This is a genomic window from Chitinophaga deserti (assembly GCF_003149455.1).
Classification (GTDB): domain Bacteria; phylum Bacteroidota; class Bacteroidia; order Chitinophagales; family Chitinophagaceae; genus Chitinophaga; species Chitinophaga deserti.
Genome location: NZ_QFFK01000013.1, coordinates 91,684 through 114,543 on the forward strand (window position 1 = coordinate 91,684; position 22,860 = coordinate 114,543).

Annotated in this window: 18 protein-coding genes; 12 read left to right on the forward strand and 6 right to left on the reverse strand. The window is 53.6% G+C overall.

What is annotated here, in order from left to right; genetic code table 11:
- Positions 1-42: 42 nt before the first annotated feature.
- The 3 genes from DEV76_RS23785 to DEV76_RS23795 form a co-directional block, all read right to left on the reverse strand.
- Complete coding sequence (locus tag DEV76_RS23785) at positions 43-1,806, reverse strand: hypothetical protein (RefSeq protein WP_198652199.1); 1,764 nt, start codon at positions 1,804-1,806, stop codon at positions 43-45.
- A 508-nt stretch (positions 1,807-2,314) separates the two neighbouring features.
- Positions 2,315-2,926 carry a hypothetical protein gene (locus DEV76_RS23790; RefSeq protein ID WP_109700449.1) on the reverse strand — a complete coding sequence of 204 codons (612 nt, stop codon included), beginning with the start codon at positions 2,924-2,926 and terminating at the stop codon, positions 2,315-2,317.
- A 27-nt stretch (positions 2,927-2,953) separates the two neighbouring features.
- On the reverse strand, positions 2,954-3,301 hold the full coding sequence (locus DEV76_RS23795; RefSeq protein WP_109700450.1) for a hypothetical protein: 348 nt from the start codon (positions 3,299-3,301) through the stop codon (positions 2,954-2,956).
- A 207-nt stretch (positions 3,302-3,508) separates the two neighbouring features.
- Between DEV76_RS23795 and DEV76_RS23800 the strand changes: the two genes are divergently transcribed.
- The 6 genes from DEV76_RS23800 to DEV76_RS23825 all read left to right on the forward strand — a co-directional run bounded on the left by DEV76_RS23800 (position 3,509) and on the right by DEV76_RS23825 (position 9,758).
- Positions 3,509-4,894 carry a hypothetical protein gene (locus DEV76_RS23800; RefSeq protein ID WP_109700451.1) on the forward strand — a complete coding sequence of 462 codons (1,386 nt, stop codon included), beginning with the start codon at positions 3,509-3,511 and terminating at the stop codon, positions 4,892-4,894.
- Positions 4,895-4,994: 100 nt separating this feature from the next.
- Positions 4,995-5,732 (forward strand): class I SAM-dependent methyltransferase, encoded by a 738-nt coding sequence (locus DEV76_RS23805; protein ID WP_109700452.1) that lies wholly within the window; start codon positions 4,995-4,997, stop codon positions 5,730-5,732.
- A gap of 103 nt (positions 5,733-5,835) precedes the next feature.
- The gene (locus DEV76_RS23810) at positions 5,836-7,023 is read left to right on the forward strand and encodes an acyltransferase family protein (protein WP_109700453.1); all 1,188 of its coding nucleotides are present in this window, start codon (positions 5,836-5,838) and stop codon (positions 7,021-7,023) included.
- A gap of 21 nt (positions 7,024-7,044) precedes the next feature.
- Positions 7,045-8,055 (forward strand): sensor histidine kinase, encoded by a 1,011-nt coding sequence (locus DEV76_RS23815; protein ID WP_109700454.1) that lies wholly within the window; start codon positions 7,045-7,047, stop codon positions 8,053-8,055.
- Positions 8,052-8,756 (forward strand): LytR/AlgR family response regulator transcription factor, encoded by a 705-nt coding sequence (locus DEV76_RS23820; RefSeq protein WP_109700455.1) that lies wholly within the window; start codon positions 8,052-8,054, stop codon positions 8,754-8,756. The genes DEV76_RS23815 and DEV76_RS23820 overlap by 4 nt, the downstream gene beginning before the upstream one ends.
- Before the next feature lie 192 nt (positions 8,757-8,948).
- Complete coding sequence (locus DEV76_RS23825; RefSeq protein ID WP_109700456.1) at positions 8,949-9,758, forward strand: methyltransferase domain-containing protein; 810 nt, start codon at positions 8,949-8,951, stop codon at positions 9,756-9,758.
- 96 nt (positions 9,759-9,854) lie between these two features.
- Here DEV76_RS23825 and DEV76_RS23830 read toward each other — a convergent pair whose 3' ends face one another.
- Positions 9,855-11,114: a hypothetical protein gene (locus DEV76_RS23830; protein WP_157963077.1), complete on the reverse strand. Its 1,260-nt coding sequence runs from the start codon at positions 11,112-11,114 to the stop codon at positions 9,855-9,857.
- A 129-nt stretch (positions 11,115-11,243) separates the two neighbouring features.
- Between DEV76_RS23830 and DEV76_RS23835 the strand changes: the two genes are divergently transcribed.
- A complete protein-coding gene (locus tag DEV76_RS23835) occupies positions 11,244-12,320 on the forward strand; it encodes a hypothetical protein (protein ID WP_109700458.1) in 1,077 nt (358 codons plus the stop codon).
- A gap of 116 nt (positions 12,321-12,436) precedes the next feature.
- Complete coding sequence (locus DEV76_RS23840; RefSeq protein WP_109700498.1) at positions 12,437-12,733, forward strand: DUF1905 domain-containing protein; 297 nt, start codon at positions 12,437-12,439, stop codon at positions 12,731-12,733.
- 5 nt (positions 12,734-12,738) lie between these two features.
- Here the strand turns inward: DEV76_RS23840 and DEV76_RS23845 are convergent, their stop codons facing one another.
- The gene (locus DEV76_RS23845) at positions 12,739-13,785 is read right to left on the reverse strand and encodes a linear amide C-N hydrolase (RefSeq protein ID WP_198652200.1); all 1,047 of its coding nucleotides are present in this window, start codon (positions 13,783-13,785) and stop codon (positions 12,739-12,741) included.
- A 104-nt stretch (positions 13,786-13,889) separates the two neighbouring features.
- On the opposite strand from DEV76_RS23845, the gene DEV76_RS23850 reads away from it, so the two are divergent.
- A complete protein-coding gene (locus tag DEV76_RS23850; protein ID WP_109700459.1) occupies positions 13,890-14,297 on the forward strand; it encodes a DUF1801 domain-containing protein in 408 nt (135 codons plus the stop codon).
- Here DEV76_RS23850 and DEV76_RS23855 read toward each other — a convergent pair.
- A complete protein-coding gene (locus tag DEV76_RS23855; RefSeq protein WP_109700460.1) occupies positions 14,263-17,091 on the reverse strand; it encodes an FAD-binding and (Fe-S)-binding domain-containing protein in 2,829 nt (942 codons plus the stop codon). The genes DEV76_RS23850 and DEV76_RS23855 overlap by 35 nt on opposite strands.
- A gap of 201 nt (positions 17,092-17,292) precedes the next feature.
- Here DEV76_RS23855 and DEV76_RS23860 point away from each other — a divergent pair, with 201 nt between their 5' ends.
- From DEV76_RS23860 to DEV76_RS23870, 3 genes are all read left to right on the forward strand, one after another.
- Entirely contained in the window at positions 17,293-17,649 is a 357-nt protein-coding gene (locus DEV76_RS23860; protein ID WP_109700461.1) for a DUF3088 family protein, read from the forward strand.
- Between the two features lie 94 nt (positions 17,650-17,743).
- A complete protein-coding gene (locus DEV76_RS23865; RefSeq protein ID WP_109700462.1) occupies positions 17,744-20,170 on the forward strand; it encodes an ABC transporter permease in 2,427 nt (808 codons plus the stop codon).
- 9 nt (positions 20,171-20,179) lie between these two features.
- Positions 20,180-22,591: an ABC transporter permease gene (locus DEV76_RS23870; RefSeq protein ID WP_109700463.1), complete on the forward strand. Its 2,412-nt coding sequence runs from the start codon at positions 20,180-20,182 to the stop codon at positions 22,589-22,591.
- The last annotated feature ends 269 nt before the right edge of the window (positions 22,592-22,860 follow it).

A 22,860-nucleotide genomic window follows, 5' to 3' on the forward strand; every position in this document is an offset into this window, starting at 1 on the left:
TTTTTCTTTACATGTTGTGGATTTGTTGACGATATACGTGGATCATTCTGAGAAAGCGTAGTTGAAACGGCCAGCGGGTGCTACATCGCCATTTACGAGGAAGTCCATGATGTTGCCATCTTCCTGCATATTATCCGACCATTTGAACTGGAAGCGGAGCGGCCCGCTGCCGAAGAATTTTCGGGGGATGCGCAGCTCGAGGCGGTTACCTTCATACCGGTATTCCACTTCGGCCTGTTTGCTCCAGTTCCACCCCGATACAGATTTTTCGAGGATGGCTTTTTTACCCGGTGCATTGCGGTTAATCATCAGGTCGTAACCCTCCCAGCCGGTTTTGGCATCGCTGTCGGTATCGATGAACAGCCGCATCCATGAAGGATCAGTATGGGGCGTGAGCGGGGCGGCCGTCTCGATATAGAAGTAAACATTCTGTGCATCGCGTGCCACGCGGGCAGCCACCAGATCGTTACGCCCGGTATTATTGGTATAGTGCGTGCCTTTAAAGCCGTCTGAATCGCGGTGAATGGTGCTGCCTTTATGCGCCCGGTACAGCGGCAATACGCGGCCCCAGTCGGAGAAGCGCCCGTCGATCTTTACGGTTGCCGGTGCGGAAGGCTTCGCTTCTGCAGGCATGCCTTTGAACCTCCGGATATTGGATACCAGCTGGTAGTAGTAGTTGTCGCCATGACCGCCTTTCATCGGCTCTATATCACGGCTATGCTCGTTATCGAACTGATCGGGGAAAGCGTTGGCCTGGCCCTGCCATACTTCATATCTCCCCGCGATCCATTCGTTCCATCCGGTAACGAAAGCGAGTTCTACGTTTTGACCGAGGGCACGGTCCCACTGCTCCTGGAAGTTGAGGCCGTACTTATGCGCACCGGGCCGGGTATCGTGGCCGTTTTTATCAGTATAGCTGCGGCCGAAAGCGCCGGGCATATTCATGGCGCTAAGTCCGTTGGCTTTGGTCCAGTTCTGGGATACGCCAACCGTCATTTGCTCGTAGCTGCCATCAGTGTTTTTAACGAAGCCGTGTTGCGGGTAGATTTCCAGCCAGCCCCAGTGATCGTTGCGCTGGGGGCCTTTGTCGTAGACCGGCTGGCCGGGGCGGAAGGTGAAGAAGTTTTTGATTTCGGGATCTTCGATATTATCGGGGTACGCCATGATGAGGGGCTTCCCTTTCCATTGGAACCATAAGTCTTTATAGAGGCCTGGTTTGTAGAGGTCGTTGTAGATCTGGTTGATGGCGCTCAGGGTATGCTTGCTTGGGCCAAAACCCAGCATAAAAGCAATCTGTGGGGTACGAACACCATCTTTCCGGGCCTGACTGAACACTTCGCACAGCGCCATATAAGCGGGCTTCCATACGAGGTCGCCATTGGTGCAGTCGAACATGATCATATCCACCCCGGCGTCTGCCAGCATTTCGGCATGTTTGCGGAGTACCCATTTATCGGAGTTGGTGTAGAAACCGAAGAGGGGTTCGTTCCAGAAGTTCATGATATTGGCCGGCCATTTGGGGTGGCGGTAATTATGAATGGCATCCGGATATTTCTCTAAGAAAGCGGAGGTATTGTGCGGCGCCAGTTTGTCCTGATGGTAATGCCATGTCCAGTAAAAGATGCCGACGAACTTATCTTTCTTTACCGGGCCGGCGGCAGCGCTAACGGGGAGCTTACGGCCGAGGGCGTCCGTTGCGGGCAGCGTGGCGGAATAGTTTTCCGGAGATTCCTGCGCACGCAAAGGCTGCAGGAAAGACAAAAGCATACAGATACCGGCGGCCTGCCGGATAGCGGATATATACATACAGTAAGAATAAGCGATAGTTGGTGCTGCCCCCTTAGCTAAAATGGCGCACTGATTTTCATACGTGGCAAAACTGTGAAATTTTCATGTCTGCTGTTCCGGATCGTGATGCTGCCCCTGCCATCATATTTCGCTGCGTATCAGTTCTTGCAGGCGCTGCAGGCTTCCTTAACTTTTCATATCATATCCGTTCATCTCTATTTTTCCACTCAACAAATCAATAATACTCGAATAAATTCGTCTCTGCAACCTGCTCCATCCTGCCCGCGCGTCCTGCACTGTCCTGCCGGTGTGCTGCAAACAGGCCATAGCCGGGGATTACATCCCTTCCGCAGGAAAATATTTTCCTGTAATTCTCATGTAATCAGGATAAAAATAACAACAGCCATTGCACGAAACGGCAATGCCTAATCCCGGAAGGATGTAGTAACGGTGAGATTTAGCAGCAGATAAACAGTTGGGAACCAGAAATGGAAATGCTTAACAGGGATCCATACACGAAAGCAGCTTAAGGCTGCTTCACCGCTGCGGGCTTCATGGCGCCTGGGTGGAATGGCAGATACGATGAGGAAGGGTCTGCTCCGGGTGCGTGCAATATCAGTCCGGTACAGAACATTTTCTGGTTTACTTCGAAAGAGATGCCTTCGGGTGCGGTGAGTACCCGCACGGTGTCTGTCCCTTCGGGATACCAGGCGGTTTGCGTAAGTGTAAAGTTGCGGGCCAGATCGGCCAGTGGGGAACCGGGACCTGCTTTGCCGGAGGTACGGTAGCCGGGGAGTGTGGTGCGGAACATGCGGATACGGGAGGTGTCATCTACCCCCATATTGCGTTCGGTAAAAAGTGCGGTTTCATACCCGTTTGTTTTCCAGATGGCGAGTGCTTTGCCCATGGCGGCATCTCCACTGTCGGGCCGTCCCATGCGGGAGAGCTGGGGGCCTGCATCCGCTCCCAGTACAAACATACCGGCAGACTTCCCGGGGGTTACCAGGCTATCGGGCGGAACGGTATCTGTTACGGGAGCTTCCGGCGGAGGTACCGCATCGGAATTACTGGTACGGGGGCCTGCATGGCAGGCGGCCAGCAGCATGGCCGGGACGAGGAATGGCAGCAGGTTTTTCATGTACAGTTTGCAGCAAGAACCCTGCCATCAGCATAAATGGAATTGCTTCTTCTTAAAGTCAATCACAGCAGGTCCATCTGAGCAGCCTCCAACCTCTTTCGCATGTGCGTCAGCCGGGCCCCGCCCGATGATCCACTTGCCTGTGGGTTTGTGCTTCATAATGATCCCAGAATCAATCACCTCCCCCTTCTTGCCAGACAGTGTACCAGCGGCATGAATCACCCGAATTGAATCGCCATGGATCACCACAGTTACATGCTGGCCCTTTGCCCGCTTATCCCATTCGGCATACACCACATCATAGGTATACCGTCCGTCTGGCGGATGATTCTCCTGCGGCAGGGCAAGCATTAACAGGGAGAATAGAAAATGCATAGGGATGTCTTTCCTATGAAAATACAATAAGCTCCGGAATCAATCTCCCCATACATACATTTCAGCCATCGATTTAACCGTTCCATTCGATTGATGCCCCTTCAAAAAGGTAGCTTCAGACATATAAAACGCTGTTTGAGGCCGGGGGCACTGGTGGCAACCGGGCATACCAGATAGCTTTGCACCTGAAACCAATAATTACCCCCTATGATCCGCCATGCTTTGTGGGCTTTAGCCCTGTTGACCGTTGTTTCCTGCTCCAAAAAACCGAAAGTGGAACAACCCGGCCCTTCCCTGCCGCCCCCTACCGGTAAACCGTTCACTACCGCCAAAGGCGCAGTAGCCGGTACCGTTGCCACCGCCGTGATCGGTGCTGCGGGTGGACAGCTTCAATCAACCGACGGACAAGTCCGTATCCAGGTCCCCGCCGGCGCCGTAGCCGGAGACCAGAACTTCAGTATCCAGGCAGTATCAAATACCCTGCGGCCCGACAGGCCCCTGGTTGCCTACCGCCTCCTCCCCGAAAACGTGACCTTTACCAAGCCGGTGAATGTTACCATTGCCTACGAGCCCTCCGCCCTTACAGCAGGCAGCGAAGAGATGCTCATGCTGGCCTGGCAAACGGCAGACGGCACCTGGCGCCCTCTCCCCACTTCGCTCAACAAAACTGCGCATACCGTAACCGCGCCGGTAACGCACTTCTGCGACCTCGCTTTCTACGAACAGTTCGAGCTGTTTGCGGCTAAAACCGAGATCAGGGCCGGACAGGAAGTAGCGCTCCGCTGTGGTGTGCAGGAGATCAACCTGAACCAGGATTCCCTGCTGGCACCTATCGAGCATAAGGTAGATGATGCCACTTTTGGCCGTACCGTGGTCAGCAATTACTCCATGATACACGACAAGTATGTAACCCGCGCCACCGGCTGGAAAGTACTCAGCGGCCCGGGAACGGTTACCGCCCAGAAGAACCCTTTCGGTATCGAGGGGAATGCCGTGTACAAAGCGCCCGCCACCGTAACCGGTGTTACCACCGCCATCGTGGAAGTAACGCTGGAAGGCCTCATCGGACTGAAAGACCCCAATTCCCCCAACGGCATCCGTAAACCGGAAAAGCTTGTACTCCGCCAGCCCATTCAGCTGGTACCGGAAGCTGCTGCCACTTTTATGAAAATTGAAATAGACGGGGAAGTAATCATGATCGCTCCCCAACAGGCCATGTTTGCCAACTATGATAACGATCTGGCACTCTTTGATGTGGAAGCGCCTAACAACTTCAACTGCCAGGTATCGCTTACAAATCCCAAAATCGGGACATGGCCCTGTGGTCCGCAGAACGGAGCAGTCACCGAAGCTTACGTGACTTTACAAAAGAGCACTAACGATTTCATGGCTTCCATGTTCTGTGAAGAAGTGGGCGGGCAGCCGGTTTCGAAACATTCTGCCGGAAAACTCATCATTTCCAAAGTAGGCAATGCCAATGAGCCGATTGAAGGTGTTTTCACCGGCACCCTCTATAAAAGTAGAAGCGTAGTGGGCTGCGACTATGAGACCCATTCCGTAAAAATAACCTTCCGCTTCCTGCGGTTTGTCTGATACCAGTTTACCTACACTGTAAGGCAACGGCCCCCATTGCGGGGGCCGTTTTCCGTTTGTGTAATACCCTATATTTGCCCCATACCGAAACGCTGACGCCATGCAACAAAACAAATACGACGACCCGGAATTCTTCCTTCAGTACAGCCGGATGCCACGCTCCACACAGGGCCTGAACGCGGCAGGCGAATGGTCTGTCCTGAGAAAAATGCTGCCGCCGCTGGAAGGGAAAACCGTGCTCGACCTGGGCTGCGGTTTCGGATGGCATTGCCGCTACGCACGCGAGCAGGGTGCAGCGCAGGTAACCGGGATAGATATTTCAGAAAAGATGCTGGAACAGGCGCGGCAGGCTACCAGCGACGAGGCCATCACTTACCGCCGCCTCGCCATAGAAGACATCGATTACCCCGCAGGTTCGTTTGACGTAGTGCTCAGTTCCCTTGCCCTGCATTACGTAGCACCCTATGCCGATGTATGCCGTAAGGTTTTCAGCTGCCTGCAGCCCGGCGGATCGTTCGTGCTCTCTACCGAGCATCCCATTTTTACCGCCCTTCCGCAGCAGGACTGGTACACCGATGCAGCCGGTAAACGCCTTCACTGGCCGGTGGATCGTTACCAGGACCAGGGCCTCCGCCATACTACCTTCCTAGGCCATACCGTGGCTAAATATCACCGTACACTGGAAGCGCTGCTTAACGGTTTACTCGAAGCCGGGTTCCAACTGCAATCCGTTGCCGAGCCGCAGCCTACGGCAGAAATCCTCGCCGCATATCCTGAGATGCAGGACGAAACCCGCCGCCCCATTTTCCTCCTTGTTGCAGCTTTAAAACCCTTCTAAGCAGGTAACGGTTGATGCAGTTGGTCAAAGCACAGGTGCGGATGGTCAATCGGAGGGGCTATAACATACGGGGAGCGGGTAAGTTTGTAGCAAATCCTGCCGTATGGAAACATTTAAACGCCAAAGTTACCTCGACTGGCTCCGCGTTGCCGCTATTGCCGGAGTGCTCCTTTACCATGCCGCCCGGCCTTTTATGGTCGATGATCCCTGGCATATCAACAATGCCGCGGGCAGTGAGGTACTGTCGGAGTTCGCTTTCTGGCTGAGCCGCTTCCGCATGCATCTGCTGTTCTTTATCTCCGGGGCGGTAACCTGGTTTATGATGCGGCGGCGTACGGCAGGACAGTTTGTGGGATTGCGGTTACGCAGGCTGTTTATTCCGCTGGCGGCAGGCATGTTCCTCATTGTACCGCCGCAGGTGTATATGGAGCGGGTGGCGCAGGGGTTTACGGGAAACTTCCTTGATTTTTACGGATCGGTGCTGCGGTTTGAGCCATACCCTGCGGGGAATTTCAGCTGGCATCACCTCTGGTTCATCGCTTACCTGTTCCTGTACGATCTGCTGCTGGCGCCCTTCTTTGCCTGGGCCGTATCCCCCAAAGGAAAAGCCTTCGCGGAAAAGCTCCGCTGGCTGGCAAAAGGGTACCGGGTGTACTGGCTTATTGTACCTTCTGTTATTTGGTTCTCTGCCATGGTATTGCCTTACCCTTCCACCAACGATCTCATCCACGATTATTGCTATTTCTTGTACTGGATGCTGTTTGTGATTGCAGGGTTCATCTGTATGATGCAGCCTGCACTCATGGAAAGCCTGGAGCGGAACCGCAGGGTTTCACTTACCATGGCCTTTATCCTGCTGCTGGGCATCAATTATCTGCGGTGGAACGATATTGAACTGGAAAACTGGCTGCCCGACTGGCAAACCAACCCCGTTACTTACCTGTACCTGGCGCGGTGGCCCCTGCTGTCGTGGATGTGGGTGCTGGCGATAACGGGTTATGGGAAACGGTACCTCTCCGCCCTGCGGCCCGTGCCGGATTATGTGAACCAGTCGGTTTACCCGTTCTACATCCTGCACCAGACCATCATCGTCATCATCGCCTATTACGTGGTAAAAACCGATGATACCATCGGCATGAAATATATCTTCGTCACCATCACCTCCCTGCTGGCATCGGTGCTCATCATTCACCTGTTCATAAGGCCGTTTGCCTGGGTGCGCTTCCTCATGGGAATGAAGGTGACGAAGCGGCAGGTAAAAGAGCCTGTAGCGCAGCCGCAGATGTCCTGAAATTGATTTAAATTGAATGATATGAAAGGCAGATACTGGAAATGGTTCTTCCCTCCCCTGTACGGACTTTGCATCTACGCCAGCATGCGGCTGGTGAACGATGTGATCTCCGAATCCCGCTTCTGGGAGCGGCACTGGAGTATCAATGCCATAGAGATAGGTACCTGTCTTACCCTCAACTACTTCTATTTTTACGTATTGGGCCGCCTGCTGCAGAAGCACCTCCGCTCCGGCCGCAGCGCACCGCTGAAAGAAATGGCGGAAGCCTTTCTCTATATAGAACTGATTTCGTCGGTAACGCTGATTCCCATGGCGGCGCTTACGGATGATGGCTGCCAGTGGTATGATGTGATTAATATCTACCTGATCCCCGCATTGTATTTGTTATTGTATTATGCCATAGCCCGTGGCAATGCATGGGTGCGCAGGAGTTATGAGCAGCAGCTGCTGATAGAGCAGATCAATAACGACCGGTTGCAGACGGAGTTACGTTTCCTCAAAGCGCAATACCATCCGCATTTCCTGTTCAATGCCCTTAACACCGTGTACTTCCAGATGGATGATGATGTGCCGCAGGCCAAGCATACCATTACCGCCCTATCCGACCTGCTCCGCTACCAGCTGTACGACCGCCAGCAAACCGTACCGGTAAGCCGTGAACTGCAGCACCTCGAAGCCTACATCGGCCTGCAACGCGAAAGGATGAACGAGCACCTGCGCCTTAATGTACACTTCGATCCGCAGCTGGATGCACAACACATCTACCCGCTACTCCTGCTGCCACTGGTCGAAAACGCATTCAAATACGCAGGCGGAGATTACTGGATAGATATCAAAGCTGCACTGGAAGGCAATGCCATCCGCTTTACCGCAGCCAATGCCAAACCTGCTATTGCCACTACCGGGAAGGAAGGCGGCATCGGACTGGAGAACCTCCGCAGGCGGCTGGAGCTGCTTTATCCGGGCAGGCACAGTCTGGCCATAGATAACCAGCCGGATCATTTTACCGTGACTTTAAAAATCGAATTATGAAGATACGCTGCGCTATTACCGACGATGAACCGCAGGCCCGTAAAGGCCTGAAAGGTTATGTGGAGCAGATCCCTTTCCTGGAGCTGGCCGGCGTATGTGAAGATGCCGTGGCGCTCAATGAGCTGCTGCGAACACAGGAAATAGACCTTCTTTTCCTCGACATCGAAATGCCGTATATCAGCGGCATCGATCTGCTGAAAAGCTTGCCCCGCCCGCCCAAAGTGATCTTCACTACGGCCTTCGAACAATATGCCCTGAAAGGCTTTGAGCTGGAAGCGGTGGATTACCTGCTGAAGCCCATCCCTTTCGACCGGTTCCTGAAAGCCGTGAACCGCGCGCATGATCTGCTGGCATCACAACCACAATCAACCGTACCCGATCATCTCTTCATCCGTACCGATGAGAAGCTGGTACGCATTGAATGGGCTGATATTCTATATGTGGAAGGAATGGAAAACTATGTGCGTATCCATACCACGCAAGGCACGCATATCACCCATGCCACTCTCAAATCAGTACTGGATCATCTCCCCGATCCTCCATTCCTGCAGACCCATAAATCCTATATCGTGAACTCCGCGAAGATCACCGGCATTGAAGGCAATGTAATTGAGCTGGGAAAGGTACAGGTGCCGCTTTCCCGCACGTTGAAGGAGGCCGTACTGGAGCGGCTCCTGCGCGACAGGTTACTGAAGAAATAATACTAACGTCACCAATTCCCTTGAATTTCTTACAATTACTCCTTCATTAACTCTTTCAGCTACCACACTATAGCCCACAATCCCGCATTCATTGTACTTCCTGACGTTGCATAAGCTCTCCTTTTTCGATCCCTTTCCTGAAGGTGAATTAATGGGAAAAAGACTGTAATTTGAAAGCTCAAACCCTTATTCATGAGTGAACCCATTGCTACCGGCAGGGCACGTATGCCCGAAGGCACCGCACCCGTACTCGACCGCAGAACCGTTGAAGCCGACAACCACAACCTGCTGCCCCTGCTGCAACCCGGCATGCGCGTACTGGATGCAGGATGCGGTACCGGTGCCATTACATCCGGTATTGCGGCACGCGTAGCGCCCGGAGGCTCCGTAACGGGTATTGATACAGGAGAAGCCCTCATCACCCAGGCGCAGCATAACTTTGCCGGAGTGCAGGGTTTACAGTTTGAAGTAGCCGATATCCATACCTACGCGCCCGCAGAAAAGTTTGACCTCATCACTTCTGCCCGGGTGCTGCAATGGCTCCCTGATCCCCTGCAAACCCTCCGCAGCATGAAGGCCCTCCTTCGCCCCGGAGGGATGATTGCCATTCTCGATTACAACCATGAAAAGATAACCTGGGACCCTGCCCCTCCGACATCCATGCGCCGCTTCTACGATGCCTTCCTGCAATGGCGGACCGATGCCGGGTTCGATAACCGTATAGCCGATCGGTTGCTGCACCTCTTTCGTGAAACCGGTCTCACCCACATCACCACCCAGGCCTGCCATGAAACTTCCACCACCGGTACACCCGACTGGGAAGCCACCGCCGGCATCTGGACCAAAGTAGCCGCCTCCCGCGGGGTACAGCTGGTAAATGACGGATACATCACTGAAGCGGAGCGCCTTGCGGCTATGGAAGATTATAATGCGTGGGTTGCTAATACAGGGCAAACTATGCAGCTATATTTACTGGCTGTAAGTGGGAGGAATGTGGAATAAATACAGCAGGATATTGGCGTGCTATTTCTGATGGGAGAGTTCATATGAAAAAGCCTCTCCCTGGGAGGCTGACCTTGCGGGTAGCATGGCGAAAAGCTAAAACTCCTCCCCAAACACCACCGTCCCATCCGTCTTTGAGAACTGAACGGAGTTAACGGCGCCGGTACCATCGAAGCGGTAGCTGATGCCTACCAGCTCCCCTGCCGGCTTAACGTACTTATAGTGGAACGCTTCCTTACCATTAACGAATATCCGGGCATCGCGCCCCTTCACTTCACAGCGCACTTTCACCCACTCGCTTACCTCACAGCCAAGGCCGGATAAGTCGGTGCCCATGGCTACGAACATGGTATCACCTACCATGAGGGACATATCCCCCACGCAGCCGGGTTTCGCTAAGGGAATGATGTAAGCGCCAACCGTACCGTGAATGACGATGCGGATACCGCCGCAAACTGCGGAGCCTTGTATGTATTCGCTGCGCAACTCCGTTTCGAGAATGAAATCATCGGCACTAAGGCTCTTCATGTGATCGATGTAATACATCTTCACCAGCGGTGGTTTGGGCTGCATGTTAATGTTGCGGGCTGCCAGTTGCTGTGGTGTAAGGCGCAATACACCGTCGCGGATCGTTTCTGATGCGGGGTAATACACCGGCACGGGCTCCTGCTCTACGGCGGTAAGCCAGCCTTCTGAAGGAATAATTAGATCCTGCTCCTGCACGATATCGCGGCCTACTAGCAACTTGGCCTTGAAGTGGCCGGGGTAGTAATATATGGATGTATAGACTTTGCCGTTGGAGGGTACGGGGAAGCGGCGCTTCGGGTCCCACGACTGCTGAATGAATACCGAATCACCTCCCGCGGCACCTGCATCGTAATGGAACACCACGGAATTGGGAATCCCTTTCGCCAGGGGCTCCATGGAAAAGCTAAAAGCGCCCTTATTACGGACGGGCTGCCCTTTCAGCCAGCGCATCCCCTGCCAGCCCGCCAGCAATACCAGCATGAGTACAGCAGCCCATATTAAAGGCTTCCGGCGGGGAGGTGCTCCTGCCAGCGGGGCGTCCTTTTCATCGGGTTCGCCACCGGAGAGCTGCTGCTTCAGCTCCCGCCAACCGGCATGCCCGGCAAAACGGGCAAGGGTGTTGAGCGTGGTGATCGAAGGCATACTGTCGTACTTCACTTTACCCCAAACGCGTTTAAGCGTACTAACGCTGAGCAGCACTCCCGTTTCCTCCTGGATGCGGGCGCTGAGGGTTTCAAAATCGCCCCGCTGCCAGTCGCCGCTATGGCCCCAGCCCATCCGGAGCGCAATCTGCCGGCAGCATTCCTGTAATACCTCCTGATTATTCACAACTGGAAATCAATGATTTAAGAATTTGAACCTGGTTTGAACACGATTGGTCAGTGGTTGGGCAGTCACTTTTATCCGGGGAATTTATCTTGCCACTGATCCTTCCCACAAATTACAAATTTCAATTCCATGCACCGCACCCTGTTCATTTTTCTTTGTCTGACCGCTTACCATGCTTTTGGCACTACGCCCGTACCCTTCGATTCTCCCCGCTGGAAATTTGATGCAAAAACCGCGGTGCGGGAAACCCGTTTCGGACAGGAAGCCCTCCGCCTGCAGGGAGGCTTCGCGTTACTGGCGGATGCTGATTTTAAGAACGGGGTTATCAGCTTCGACATCTCTGTGAAAAAGGCGCGTTACTTCCCCGCTATACAGTTCCGTATGCAGGGCGCGGGACAGTTTGAAGAGTTTTACCTGCGCCCCCACCAGAGCGGCAACCCCGATGCCATGCAATATACCCCGGTGTATAACGGGCTTGGCGGCTGGCAGCTGTACCATGGCCCGGGATATACCAATGCCGCGCCCCTGCCGTTCGACCGCTGGCTGCATGTGAAGATCGTGGTGAATGAGCGGGAGGCGGAAGTGTATTTTGATGATCAGCCTGAGCCGATACTCTTTATATCGCGGTTAAAAAGAACGCCTGCCGCGGGCATGATCTCCCTTGCCAACCCCTGGCCTGAAGATGTCTGGTACAGCAATGTGATCATAACGCCGGAAGCGGCGCCCGTTATTAAAAGTAAGTCCAAACCTTTCCCTCCGCTGCCTGCAGGAACCATTACCCAATGGGAAGTGTCGGCTCCGTTCAGCGAAAAATTGCTCGCCGGTGTAACCACCCTCTCCTCCGCCCTCCATTCTCCTCTTTCCTGGGTTACACTGGCAGCTGATGAAGCCGGAACGGCAGACCTTTCTATACTGAGCGCTGTTTCGAAAGACAGCAATACCGTGTTCGTAAAAACTACTATCACCTCGGCCCGCGACGAGATCCGGAAGTTCTCTTTCGGATTCTCGGACCGGGTTAGACTGTATTGTAACGGAAAACTGCTATATGCGGGAGAAGACAACTTTCAGTCGCGCGATTACCGCTTCCTCGGTACCATTGGTTATTTCGATGCGGTGTGGCTGGATCTGAAGAAAGGCCCCAACGAGGTCTGGATGGCCATTTCCGAGAACTTCGGGGGCTGGGGTGTGAAAGCCCGGCTGGAGTAACAACAAAAGACGCAGGCATTGGCGCGTTTCCCCTGTGGGATTGTCGCGTTATGCCTGCGTTTACTTTGCGGAAACAGGTTAATTTCAGGTATTAAATGATGATTAAATCCTTCTTCATGAATACCACCACTGCACCTCCCAAAGGGACCATTAAAGCACGCTTTACCGCCAAACTGGTGAAGAGCGAAAACAAAGGCGGCTGGACCTACCTCATCTGGCCGGAATCCGTTGCCTTCTTCGGCACCCGTGGCCTCGTAAAGGTCCGGGGAAAGATAGACGGGCACGTTTTCCAAAGCTCCTTTATGGCATTGGGCAACGGTACCCACAAACTACCTGTTAAAGCGGAACTGCGCAGCCTGCTGAATAAATCTGCCGGAGATACCGTAACGGTATCACTGGAAGAAAGGCTCTGAGCATTTTAAATCCCCAGGAATTTAAACGGAGCCGCTTTTACAAACTGCTTGCCGGCATCGCCTGCATACGTTTCATCTTTCGTAAGCGGCAGCTTCTTCACGGTGGCTTTGGGGGAAAAGTCCACCTTCTTCAGATCTATCCAGAACGTATTCGGCGTACGGGCAGTTTCAAAATAGTATACGAGGTTTTTCTGATCAGCCACCGAACGCCAGCGGGTGGAGGAGATATTCGGCTGGTCGGGGGTGGAAATACCCAACGGCACCGAGCAGTTGCGGATCACGCTGAACACGCTGGCTACTGCCAGGCGGGTATTGTCTGTTTTAGGAATGGCACCGGCGTAGAAAGATGCCCGCACGAAACGGTCGGCCGCACGGTTGGTGCCCGGCAGCATGGTGGTACCGCCAATCTCTTTCCAGTATTCATTCAGCGCCAGCTGCTTTTCGTAAATGGGCGAATTGGTCATAACGTTGTACTCCGGACTGTGATGGATGTTCAGCTTGCCACCCACATACTGGAAAATGGCGTTATCGCCCGAAGGGTCGGAGATGGACAGGTGCAGGTTCGCCAGCCGGTCCATACCGGGAATCTTATCCGTTACGATCACGAACTCTTCTTTCCGCAGTGCATCCACCGCTTCTTTTACGGTGGCGAAATTATCCAATACATACTGGCACCAGGCGGCAATCGTCAATCCTTTTTTATCTGCAGTAAACGGCGGATACTCCGATTCCGCGAGGAACAGCAGGTTGGCCACCAAGCCTTTTTCATTCATACCGTCTGTAGTGGAAATATCGTATCCGGAAGCGATGATGCTGCCATATCTGGCGGTCCATTTGATGGAGTTAGGCCCTGTTTCCCCGCTGCGCTGCATGCCCCGGGGGAAGATCCAGAGGTTGGTCATGATATCCTCTTTCCAGTCCATAGACCGGGCTGTGAGCAATGTACCGTTCTGGCCTTTGTATACCACGCGGGTACAGGCATTACTGTCTGCCGCCGGGGAAGCTACTGCCAGCATACCCGCCAGCAGCAGGGTTCGCATAGAAATTACCATGTGTCACGTTTTTCTATACAACAGTTCCTTTCCGGGAAAAGTTCATACCGCCAGCAGTTCCGTATTCCCCGGATTTATGTAATTTACCCGGATAAGAATGCCCCATGAAACAAGTAGACGCTTATTTCCAGCAACTCACCGAACCCAATAAGAGTTGCCTCCTGGCCCTGCAATCCATCATCCTGCAGCAGGATCCCGACGTTACCGCCGAATGGAAATACGCCATGCCCATGTATTGCTACAAAGGGAAAATGTTCTGCTTCATCCGTGTAGATTCGAAATCGCAGTTGCCATATATTGGAATGGTGGAAGGGAAAAGACTGAACTACCCCGGCCTCGAACAGGGCGACCGGGCACGTATGAAGATAATGACCTTTGACCCCGGGGCAGACCTGCCGGCGGATGTACTACATGAAATGCTGAACGAAGCCCTTGACTTTTACCGCAAAGGCATCATCAAAATAGAAAAGGAAAAACTTAATCAACACACTCGTCGAGCAGGTAAACGATAGACTCATAGCTTTTACCCACAGCTTCTGACAGGGCCATTTCGCAGGTTTTGGCGCTGGAATAATACCCATCATGACAGCCGCCTTTCACATCATCTGCTTCGGGCTTTGTGGCGGATGCAGTGAGTTCGGGGAAGAGGAATCCTCTGTCGCCCGCCATACCACAGCAACCTGCGTTCACCGGTATCATCACGTTATCTGCCAGCTGCTTCGCCACCTGCGTGAATTTATTCTCGATCCCCATCTTCTGCAATGAGCAAACGGGATGCAGGGCAATGCTGGCCTTGCGGCGTTTCACTTCCACACGCGGCAGCACTTCTTCTGCCAGGTACTCGATACTGTCGAGGATGCGCATGGCATCAAAGCGCGATTTGTTTTGTTCGGTGAGCGCCGGGCGGCAGTCGCGCAGCGTATGTGTGCAGGAAGTGATATCCAGAACCACCGGGAATTTACCGCCCTGTGTCCATTTCCAGAGCTTTTCTACCGTAGCGTTTACGGTGTGGGTATATGCCGGGGCAAAGCCTTTGGAAGAGTAGATCTGTCCGCAGCAGTTACCGCCGATATCATTGGGTTGTATGAGAGAAATGCCCGCTTTCCGGGACACGGAAGCGAAGGTATCGGTGATGTTCTTTTTACCTGTTTCGGAACTGCCCATGATGCGGTTGATGCAGGAAGGGAAATATACCGCACGCGGCCCGCTGCCTTCCGCGATGGTTGCGGCGGGTGAAGGGTTCCAGGTGGTAGGGTGCAGATGCGTGCTCCATAAAGGCATGGCGGGCACTACTTTCCGGATGCCTTTGGTAAGCTCCGTCATGGCATGTTTGCCGAACACCGAGTTCACGGCAGCACCGGCCTTCAGGCCCACCCATACAGCTTTGGATACGAAGTTGAAATTCTTTGCTACCTGCAGGGCTACCTTGTTGGCGAAGGGACTGTGATTCTCCCGGCGCAGGCGCTTTACGAGCATACCGGTATTGATGTCTACCGGACAGGCAACGGCGCACAATCCGTCTACCGCGCAGGTATCCAGTCCATCGTACTGATATTCTTTCAGCAGTTGCTGATAATCCTGTTTACGGTGCTGGTTCTTCAGCTTCACCAAAGCCCGGCGCACTACGATGCGGCGGCGGGGTGTGAGGGTGATGTTACGGCTGGGACATTTGTATTCACAGAAACCGCATTCCATGCATTTATCCACTTCCTCTTCCACACGCGGCAGCTCTTTCAGGTTCCTGATATGTGCTTCCGCATCGGCATTGATGAGTACGCCGGGGTTGAGCAGGTTATCGGGATCGATGGCAGTTTTGAGTGTTTTCATCACTTCATAGATGCCGGGGCCCCATTCGGTTTCCACGAAGGGTGCCATGTTTCGTCCAGTGCCGTGTTCTGCTTTCAGCGCACCATCGTATTTACCGGCTATGAGCTGCACTACTTCACGGATAAATCCGTCGTACCGTTGAATCTCTGCCGGTGTATCGAAAGCCTGGGTAACTACGAAGTGGATATTCCCGTCTTTCGCATGCCCGAATATGATTGCGTTTTCGTAACCGTATTTCGTGAACAGTACCTGCAGATCGAGGATGGCATCACCAAGGCGGGCTACCGGCACGGCGATATCTTCCAGTATTACGGTGGTACCGCTCTGGCGCACGGCGCCTACTGAAGGGAACATGCCTTTACGGATCTTCCAGAGGTAGGCCTGCTCCACGGGGTTTTCCGTGAAAGAAGGCGGTACAATGAGGGAGATGGCACCGGATAATCCGAGGAACTTATCTTTCTTCACTTTCAGTTCTTCCTGCGTATTGCCCTGGTATTCCACCAGCAAGGCAGCAGCGGCTTCCGGCAGTGTTTTCACCAGTTCGGGGATGCCCGGCAGGTGTTCTACCGAGCGGAGGGATGCCCTGTCCATCAGTTCCACCGCTTCCGCACCTGATTCCGTGAGGGGAACGATGGCGGAGCAGGCGGTATGGATGTCGGGGAAATAGAGTAGTCCGGTTGATTTTTCAGGGTAATCCGGCACAGTGCGCATCACGGCTTCGGATATGAATCCGAGAGTTCCTTCTGCACCGATGAGCAGATGCGCAAGGATGTCCAGTGGTTCATCGAAATCCACCAGTGCGTTTACGGAGTATCCGACTGTGTTTTTAGTACGGTATTTGGCGCGGATGCGTTCGAGCATCTGCTGATCATTACGGACCCGGTCGCGCAGTGTAATGAGGGTATTGTATAAGTCGCCGCACTGTTCGCGGAAGCGTTGGTATTGCGCCGGTTCTTCGGTGGTGAAAGTCATCCCGTTCGGTAAAATGAACCGGATGTATTGGACCGTGTGGTAGGAGTTTTTGCTGACGCCGCAGCACATGCCGCTGGCGTTGTTAGACAGGATGCCGCCCATCATGGCGGAGTTGATGCTGGCGGGGTCCGGACCGATCTTTTTACCATGCTGGCGGAGGCGTGCGTTTACGATGCCACCGGTGATACCGGGCTGAACGCGAACGGTGGCGCCATCGTTTTCGATCTTCATGATTTGCCAGTGGCGGCTGAGATCGGCGAGGATGCCGTCGGTAACGGATTGACCGGAAAGACTGGTACCTGCCGCGCGGAAAGTGAGGGGGATGCGGTGCTGCTGCGAAAAGCGGAAGAGTGCCTTCACTTCATCTTCATTGACCGGTTGTACAACGGCTTTGGGTTCCAGATGGTAAAAACCCGCGTCAGCGGCGTAAGATAAAATGTCGATCAGCCTCGTTTTGATACGATCCGCCGGTAGAATTGCTTCTAATGCGCGTCCAATAGCCTCCATTCCTGTCAGATTTGGTTCCTGTAGAGATAAAAAATCACCCCAAGTTACGCCATTGGCGGAAATAACGCAATCCTAAACCGGCAATCCCGTGTTAAGCGACTGATTCTGCCATTTGAGCCGCTTCGATTTTCACTCCGGCTTTGAACTGTTGGCGTGAGCCCATCCCGCCAGCTATTTTTCAATCTACCGACATATGAGATTATGATTCAACTATTCCTGCTGAAGCCCGATTTCCGGGACGAGAAACTGGCCCCTGCCCATCAGACTTATTACTGTCCCGAATGCGCCTGGGTCGAGGGCATCCTTCACTACTACCCTTCGCTGAGAAGCCATATGGAAGTGATCTATGTGGATTTCCCCCGTCCGAGGCCCGCGCTGGAAGCCGTGCTGGGCAGCCAGCATCAGTCGTGCCCCGCGCTGGTGTTTAGTCCGGAAGACGATCCCTGGCCCCTGAGCGGACAATTCACCTACGCCCGCGGACTTCATTTCACCAATGACAAGATGGTGATAGCCCGGTTTTTCGCGGAGAAATGGGGTATAGGGCTGCCGCATCCCTGACGAACTGTCCGCCGGTGTACGCCCAATGTCCGGAACCGGACACTAAGGGCGGGTGCTTTCTGCCGAAACGCCCGCCCACATTGCCTCTCTCTGATTGGCATACCGCTTGCGTCCGCAGGGCATGCTCATCAACTACTTCCGGACGGCCTGGAGGAACCTGCTCCGTCACAAAAGCATTGCGGTCATTAACCTGGCCGGACTATCCATCGGTTTTACCTGCTGTATGCTCATTGCGCTGTATCTGCATCACGAGTTGCGGTACGATGATTTTCAGGAAAAAGGGAACCGGATTGTAAGGGTATTGATGGAGTATAAGTTCGGAAACTCCGAAGGGGGTACCAACAAAGGGACATACACCAGCGTTCGCGTAGCGCCACACTTCCAGCGGAACTTCCCGGAAGTGGAGGCCGGTGTGAGAATGACCAGCGCTCCCCGTGTGGTTCGTAAGGACGAGCATGTCCTGAACGAACAGCGGTTCGCCTATGCCGATTCCACCTTCTTCCGCGTATTCTCCTTTCCCCTCCTGCAGGGCAATCCGCAAACCGCACTGAACGGTCCTGACAAAGTGGTGCTTACTGCCTCCACCGCCCGGCGCTATTTCGGTAAGGAAAACCCGGTAGGGCAAACCATCCTCGTGGGCACCAACGCCAGGCCCTACGAAGTAACCGGCGTAACAGCCGATTGTCCTGCCAATTCCCAGATCCGGTATGATTTTGTGGCCTCCTTCTCTTCGCTGGGCATCTCTCCCCAATCGGAGTCTACCTACTGGAACGCCAACTACTTTACATACCTGTTACTGAAAGACGAATCGTCTATAGCCTCCATGCAGGCTAAGCTGCCTGCTTTCATGGCAAACGAGTCGAAAGGCTCCGGCGCCACCATCAACTTTTACCTCGAGCCAATGCGCTCGGTACACCTCTATTCCGAGTTTGAAGGATTTGAGGCCAACGGCAGTATTATGGCCGTGTATGTACTGGGTGCTGTGGCGCTGCTTATCCTGCTCATTGCCTGCTTCACCTATATCAACCTCAGTACCGCACGCAGTATGGAAAGGGCGCGCGAAGTAGGTGTACGGAAAGTACTGGGTGCAGGGCCCCGCCAGCTTTTCTGGCAGTTCATGAATGAGTCGGCCATGCTGTGCTTTTTCGCCATGCTGATAAGCCTGCTGCTGGCCGCCATGCTGCTCCCTGCCTTTAACGGGCTTACAGGCAAAGCACTCTCTGCTTCTACCCTCCTTTCTCCCCTGTTCATAGCCGCATCCATTGCCGTGGCGCTGCTGGTAAGCGTGGCTGCGGGCAGCTACCCTGCACTGGTGCTCACCGGCTATCAGCCCGTTAAAGTACTCAAAGGTGCCTTCCAGCGTACAGATTCAGGACAGTGGGTACGTAAATCACTCATCACCTTCCAGTTCGCCATATCGGTTTTCCTCATCGCCTGTACGCTCATGATCAAGCAACAGCTGTCATACATTCAGGCCAAGAAACTGGGCTTCGACCGGGATCATGTGGTGGTATTGCCGCAGGATTCCAAAATGCTGCCCATGATGCAAAGCATCAAGCAGTCGTTTACGGCAGGTCCGGGTATATTGGCTGTATCCCGCTGTGCACGCACGCCCGTTGAAGGAGGCGGAGGTTACAATATGCGCTCCGCCGAGATGCCGGAAGACCAGCAGATGAACGTAACTGCCAACCCGGTAGATGAAGATTATATCAAAGTAGCCGGCATGCACCTCATTGCCGGAGAAAACCTCACTGCGCAGGACGTGAAAAACGCAGAAGACACGACGCCTGGTAACCGCCGGTTCCAGTTCATCCTCAATGAATCCGCAGTGCGCCAGCTGGGCTGGACGCCCGAACAAGCTATCGGCAAACGCCTCTGGCTCGATGCAACCCGCCCCGGTGTTGTAAAAGGTGTGGTAGCCGACTTCCATTATGAATCGCTCCGGCACAGCATTCAGCCATTTGTTATGTTCCCCGCGGAATATACCCGCAGGCTGATTGTGAAGCTCGACGGAAAGGATATGCAGCGCAGTCTGGCCCATCTCGAAAGCGTATGGCATAAAGTAGCACCGCACCGCCCGTTTGAATACACCTTCATGGATCAGGATTACAATCACTTATACGACTCGGAAATAAGGCTGGGCCACAGTATGAACGTATTCGCCATCGTAGCCGTGGCACTTGCCTGCCTGGGCTTATTCGGCCTGTCTGCCTACACCGTGCGCCAGCGGTTTAAAGAGATCGGTATCCGCAAAGTGCTGGGTGCTTCGGCAGGCAGTATTTTGCTGTTGCTGTCGGGCGGCTTTGTACGGCTTTCACTCGCGGCGATCTGTATCGGTCTGCCACTGGCATGGTGGGCCACTACCACCTGGCTGCAGGATTTTTCATACCGCACACCAATACACTGGTATATCTTCGCAGGAGCAGGCGCATCGCTGATCGTACTCACGCTGCTCACGGTAGGGATGCAGGCGTTTAAAGGCCTGCGCGCCAATCCGGTAAATAGTTTACGTTCAGAATAACCACATCTCATGCTCGTCAACTACATCAAAATAGCCAGGCGCAACCTGCTGAAGCACCGCTTCCATTCCATCCTCAATGTAACAGGACTGGCCACAGGCATCGCTTTCGCCATGCTCGTAATGGCTTATGTGTGGAACGAGCTGCAGGTGAACCAACAACTAAGGAACCCTTCACGCCAGCATATCCTGCTGAGTAAATGGAAAGATCCCAACATGGGCTTTGAGTTGTCGACCTACGGCAACCTGCCGGTAGCACTGAAAGAAGAATACCCCACGCTGGTGGCGGACTACTACCGCTGGGATGGCATTACGGGACAGGTGAACGTTGGCGAAAATGCATACCGGGAAGGCCTGCAGATAGGAGACAGTACTTTGATAAAGATGTATGGCTTCCGGGTGATTTCGGGAGATGCTTCCCGTGCGTTGCATACCGCTTCTTCCGCTGTGCTTACTGCAAGCATGGCGAAAAAGTTCTTCGGCAAAACCGATGTGGCAGGTAAAACGATAGAGGTCGCCAACTTCGGCGGCAGCAAACAGCTTTTTACGATAGATGCCGTGATAGCAGATCCGGCTAAAAATACCATTACGCAAATCAATGAGGCGAACAAGAACGGCATCTTCCTTTCCGCGGCTTCCACCCCTTTCTTTGGCCGGGAACTGAATAACTGGACCAGTCCATATATTGTAGGGATGATTGAGCTGCGCGAAGGCGTAACGGCCGCTGATCTGGAAGCGCCGCTGGCATCCCTGCTAAAGAGGCATACCAACAGCAGCGTACAGGCCAATCTGCGTATGGAAGCAGTTCCCCTTACAGAATATTATCTCAGCAATAATAACGGTCTCGTAAAGCGGATGCTGTATACCTTATCCGGTATTGCCCTGTTCATCTTGCTCATGGCCATCGTTAACTTCGTGAACCTTTCTGTGAGCAGGGCTTCATCGCGCATGAAAGAGATCGGGGTGAGAAAGGCTTTGGGCGGACGGAAGAAGCAGCTCATCTTCCAGTTCCTGCTGGAATCGTGGCTGCTGGTACTGGCATCAGCCGTACTCGCCACCGGACTATACTTTGTCCTGAAAGCCCCGGCAGGACAACTCCTCGGCCAGGAGCTTCCCGGATTCACTGACTTCCCTTTGTACTTCGCAGCTTTCCCTGTAGCACTGGTAGTGCTTACTGGTCTTGCTGCGGGGCTTTACCCGGCATTCGTACTTTCTTCCTTCAGGGTAACCGATTCGCTGAAAGGCAAGCTGAACGCCGCGCAGGAAAAAACCGGATTGCGTAAATCGCTGGTAGGATTTCAGTACATCACCGCAGCCGTAGTGCTCGTAGCGGCATTTATCATCACCCGCCAGGTGCAGCTGTTCTTCAGCAACAACCTCGGGTACGACAAATCACACCTCGTATCCCTTCCCGTTCCCCGCGACTGGACGCCCGAAGGCTACAACCGCATGCAGAACATCCGCGGACAGCTGGCTGCCATGCCCGAAGTGCAATCAGCCACAGTATCGTTCGAGATCCCGGATGGTAATAACTCCGGCAGCATCGTGGTATACAATGCCGCTTCCGATTCCACCTCCGCCATTTCATCTTACCAGTTATATACCGATGAATACTTTGGACAAACCTATGGCCTTCAAATAACTGCCGGCAGGTTCTTTAGTGAGCCCGGGAAAGTTGTGGCTCCCAATGCTGTAGTCATCAATGAAACGCTCGCACGCCTCCTCGGCTGGAACACCACCAGCGACGCAATCGGGCAGCAACTCCGCGTAGCAGGATTCGATGCCGTGCTGAAGATAACCGGTGTGGTGAAGGATTTCCATTTCTCCTCCATGCAACAGGCGGTACAGCCTATTGTGATGGTACATCCGTCCGCTACTACCATTTACCGCTACATATCCCTGAAGCTCAGGGGAGGTGAAAGCATCGCCACCCGGCTATCCGCCATCCGTTCCAAATGGGCGCAGTTGATGCCCGGTGCGCCATTCGAATACCGTTTCACAGATGAGATGCTGGCCCGCATGTATGACGCGGAACTCCGCCTGCAATACGCCGCCTATGCCGCCACTGCACTCGCCCTCGTAATAGTATTACTGGGCGTAACGGGCCTGGTATCTTTCAGTATTCAGAAGCGCACCAAAGAGATAGGAGTGCGCAAAGTACTGGGCGCATCCGTCAACAGCATCATTGCCCTTTTTGTGAAAGAGTTCCTGAAAGTGATTGTGATAGCCATGGTTATCGCCATCCCTACGGCTTATTTCATCATGAACTACTGGCTGAATGATTATGTGTACCGGATTGCCATTACCCCTGCACCTTTTGCGGTAGCATTCCTGCTGCTGGCAGCGGTAACTGCCACGCTGATATTCGTGCAGACATTCAGGACGGCGAATGCGAATCCGGTGAAGAGTTTGAGGACGGAGTAGGTGAAGGGAATTTTCTAAACCCGGAAGAATGGTACCCATGGAGCCTTTATATCTACATGGTTAATTATAAAATGATTTAAAACTGCAGTGCACTTCACGATTCATGAATCATGAAGTGTCAATTGCGCGGGTTACCTGAATATTTTAGTCTTCCCGTATTAGCAAATAAAAGCCCCCTCCTGGTAAATCCCATTCAAATTCTCGCAACTGGAATTCCCCATTATAATTACATACCCCATAAGGCCGTGTGACGCAGTGTAGAAGAAGTC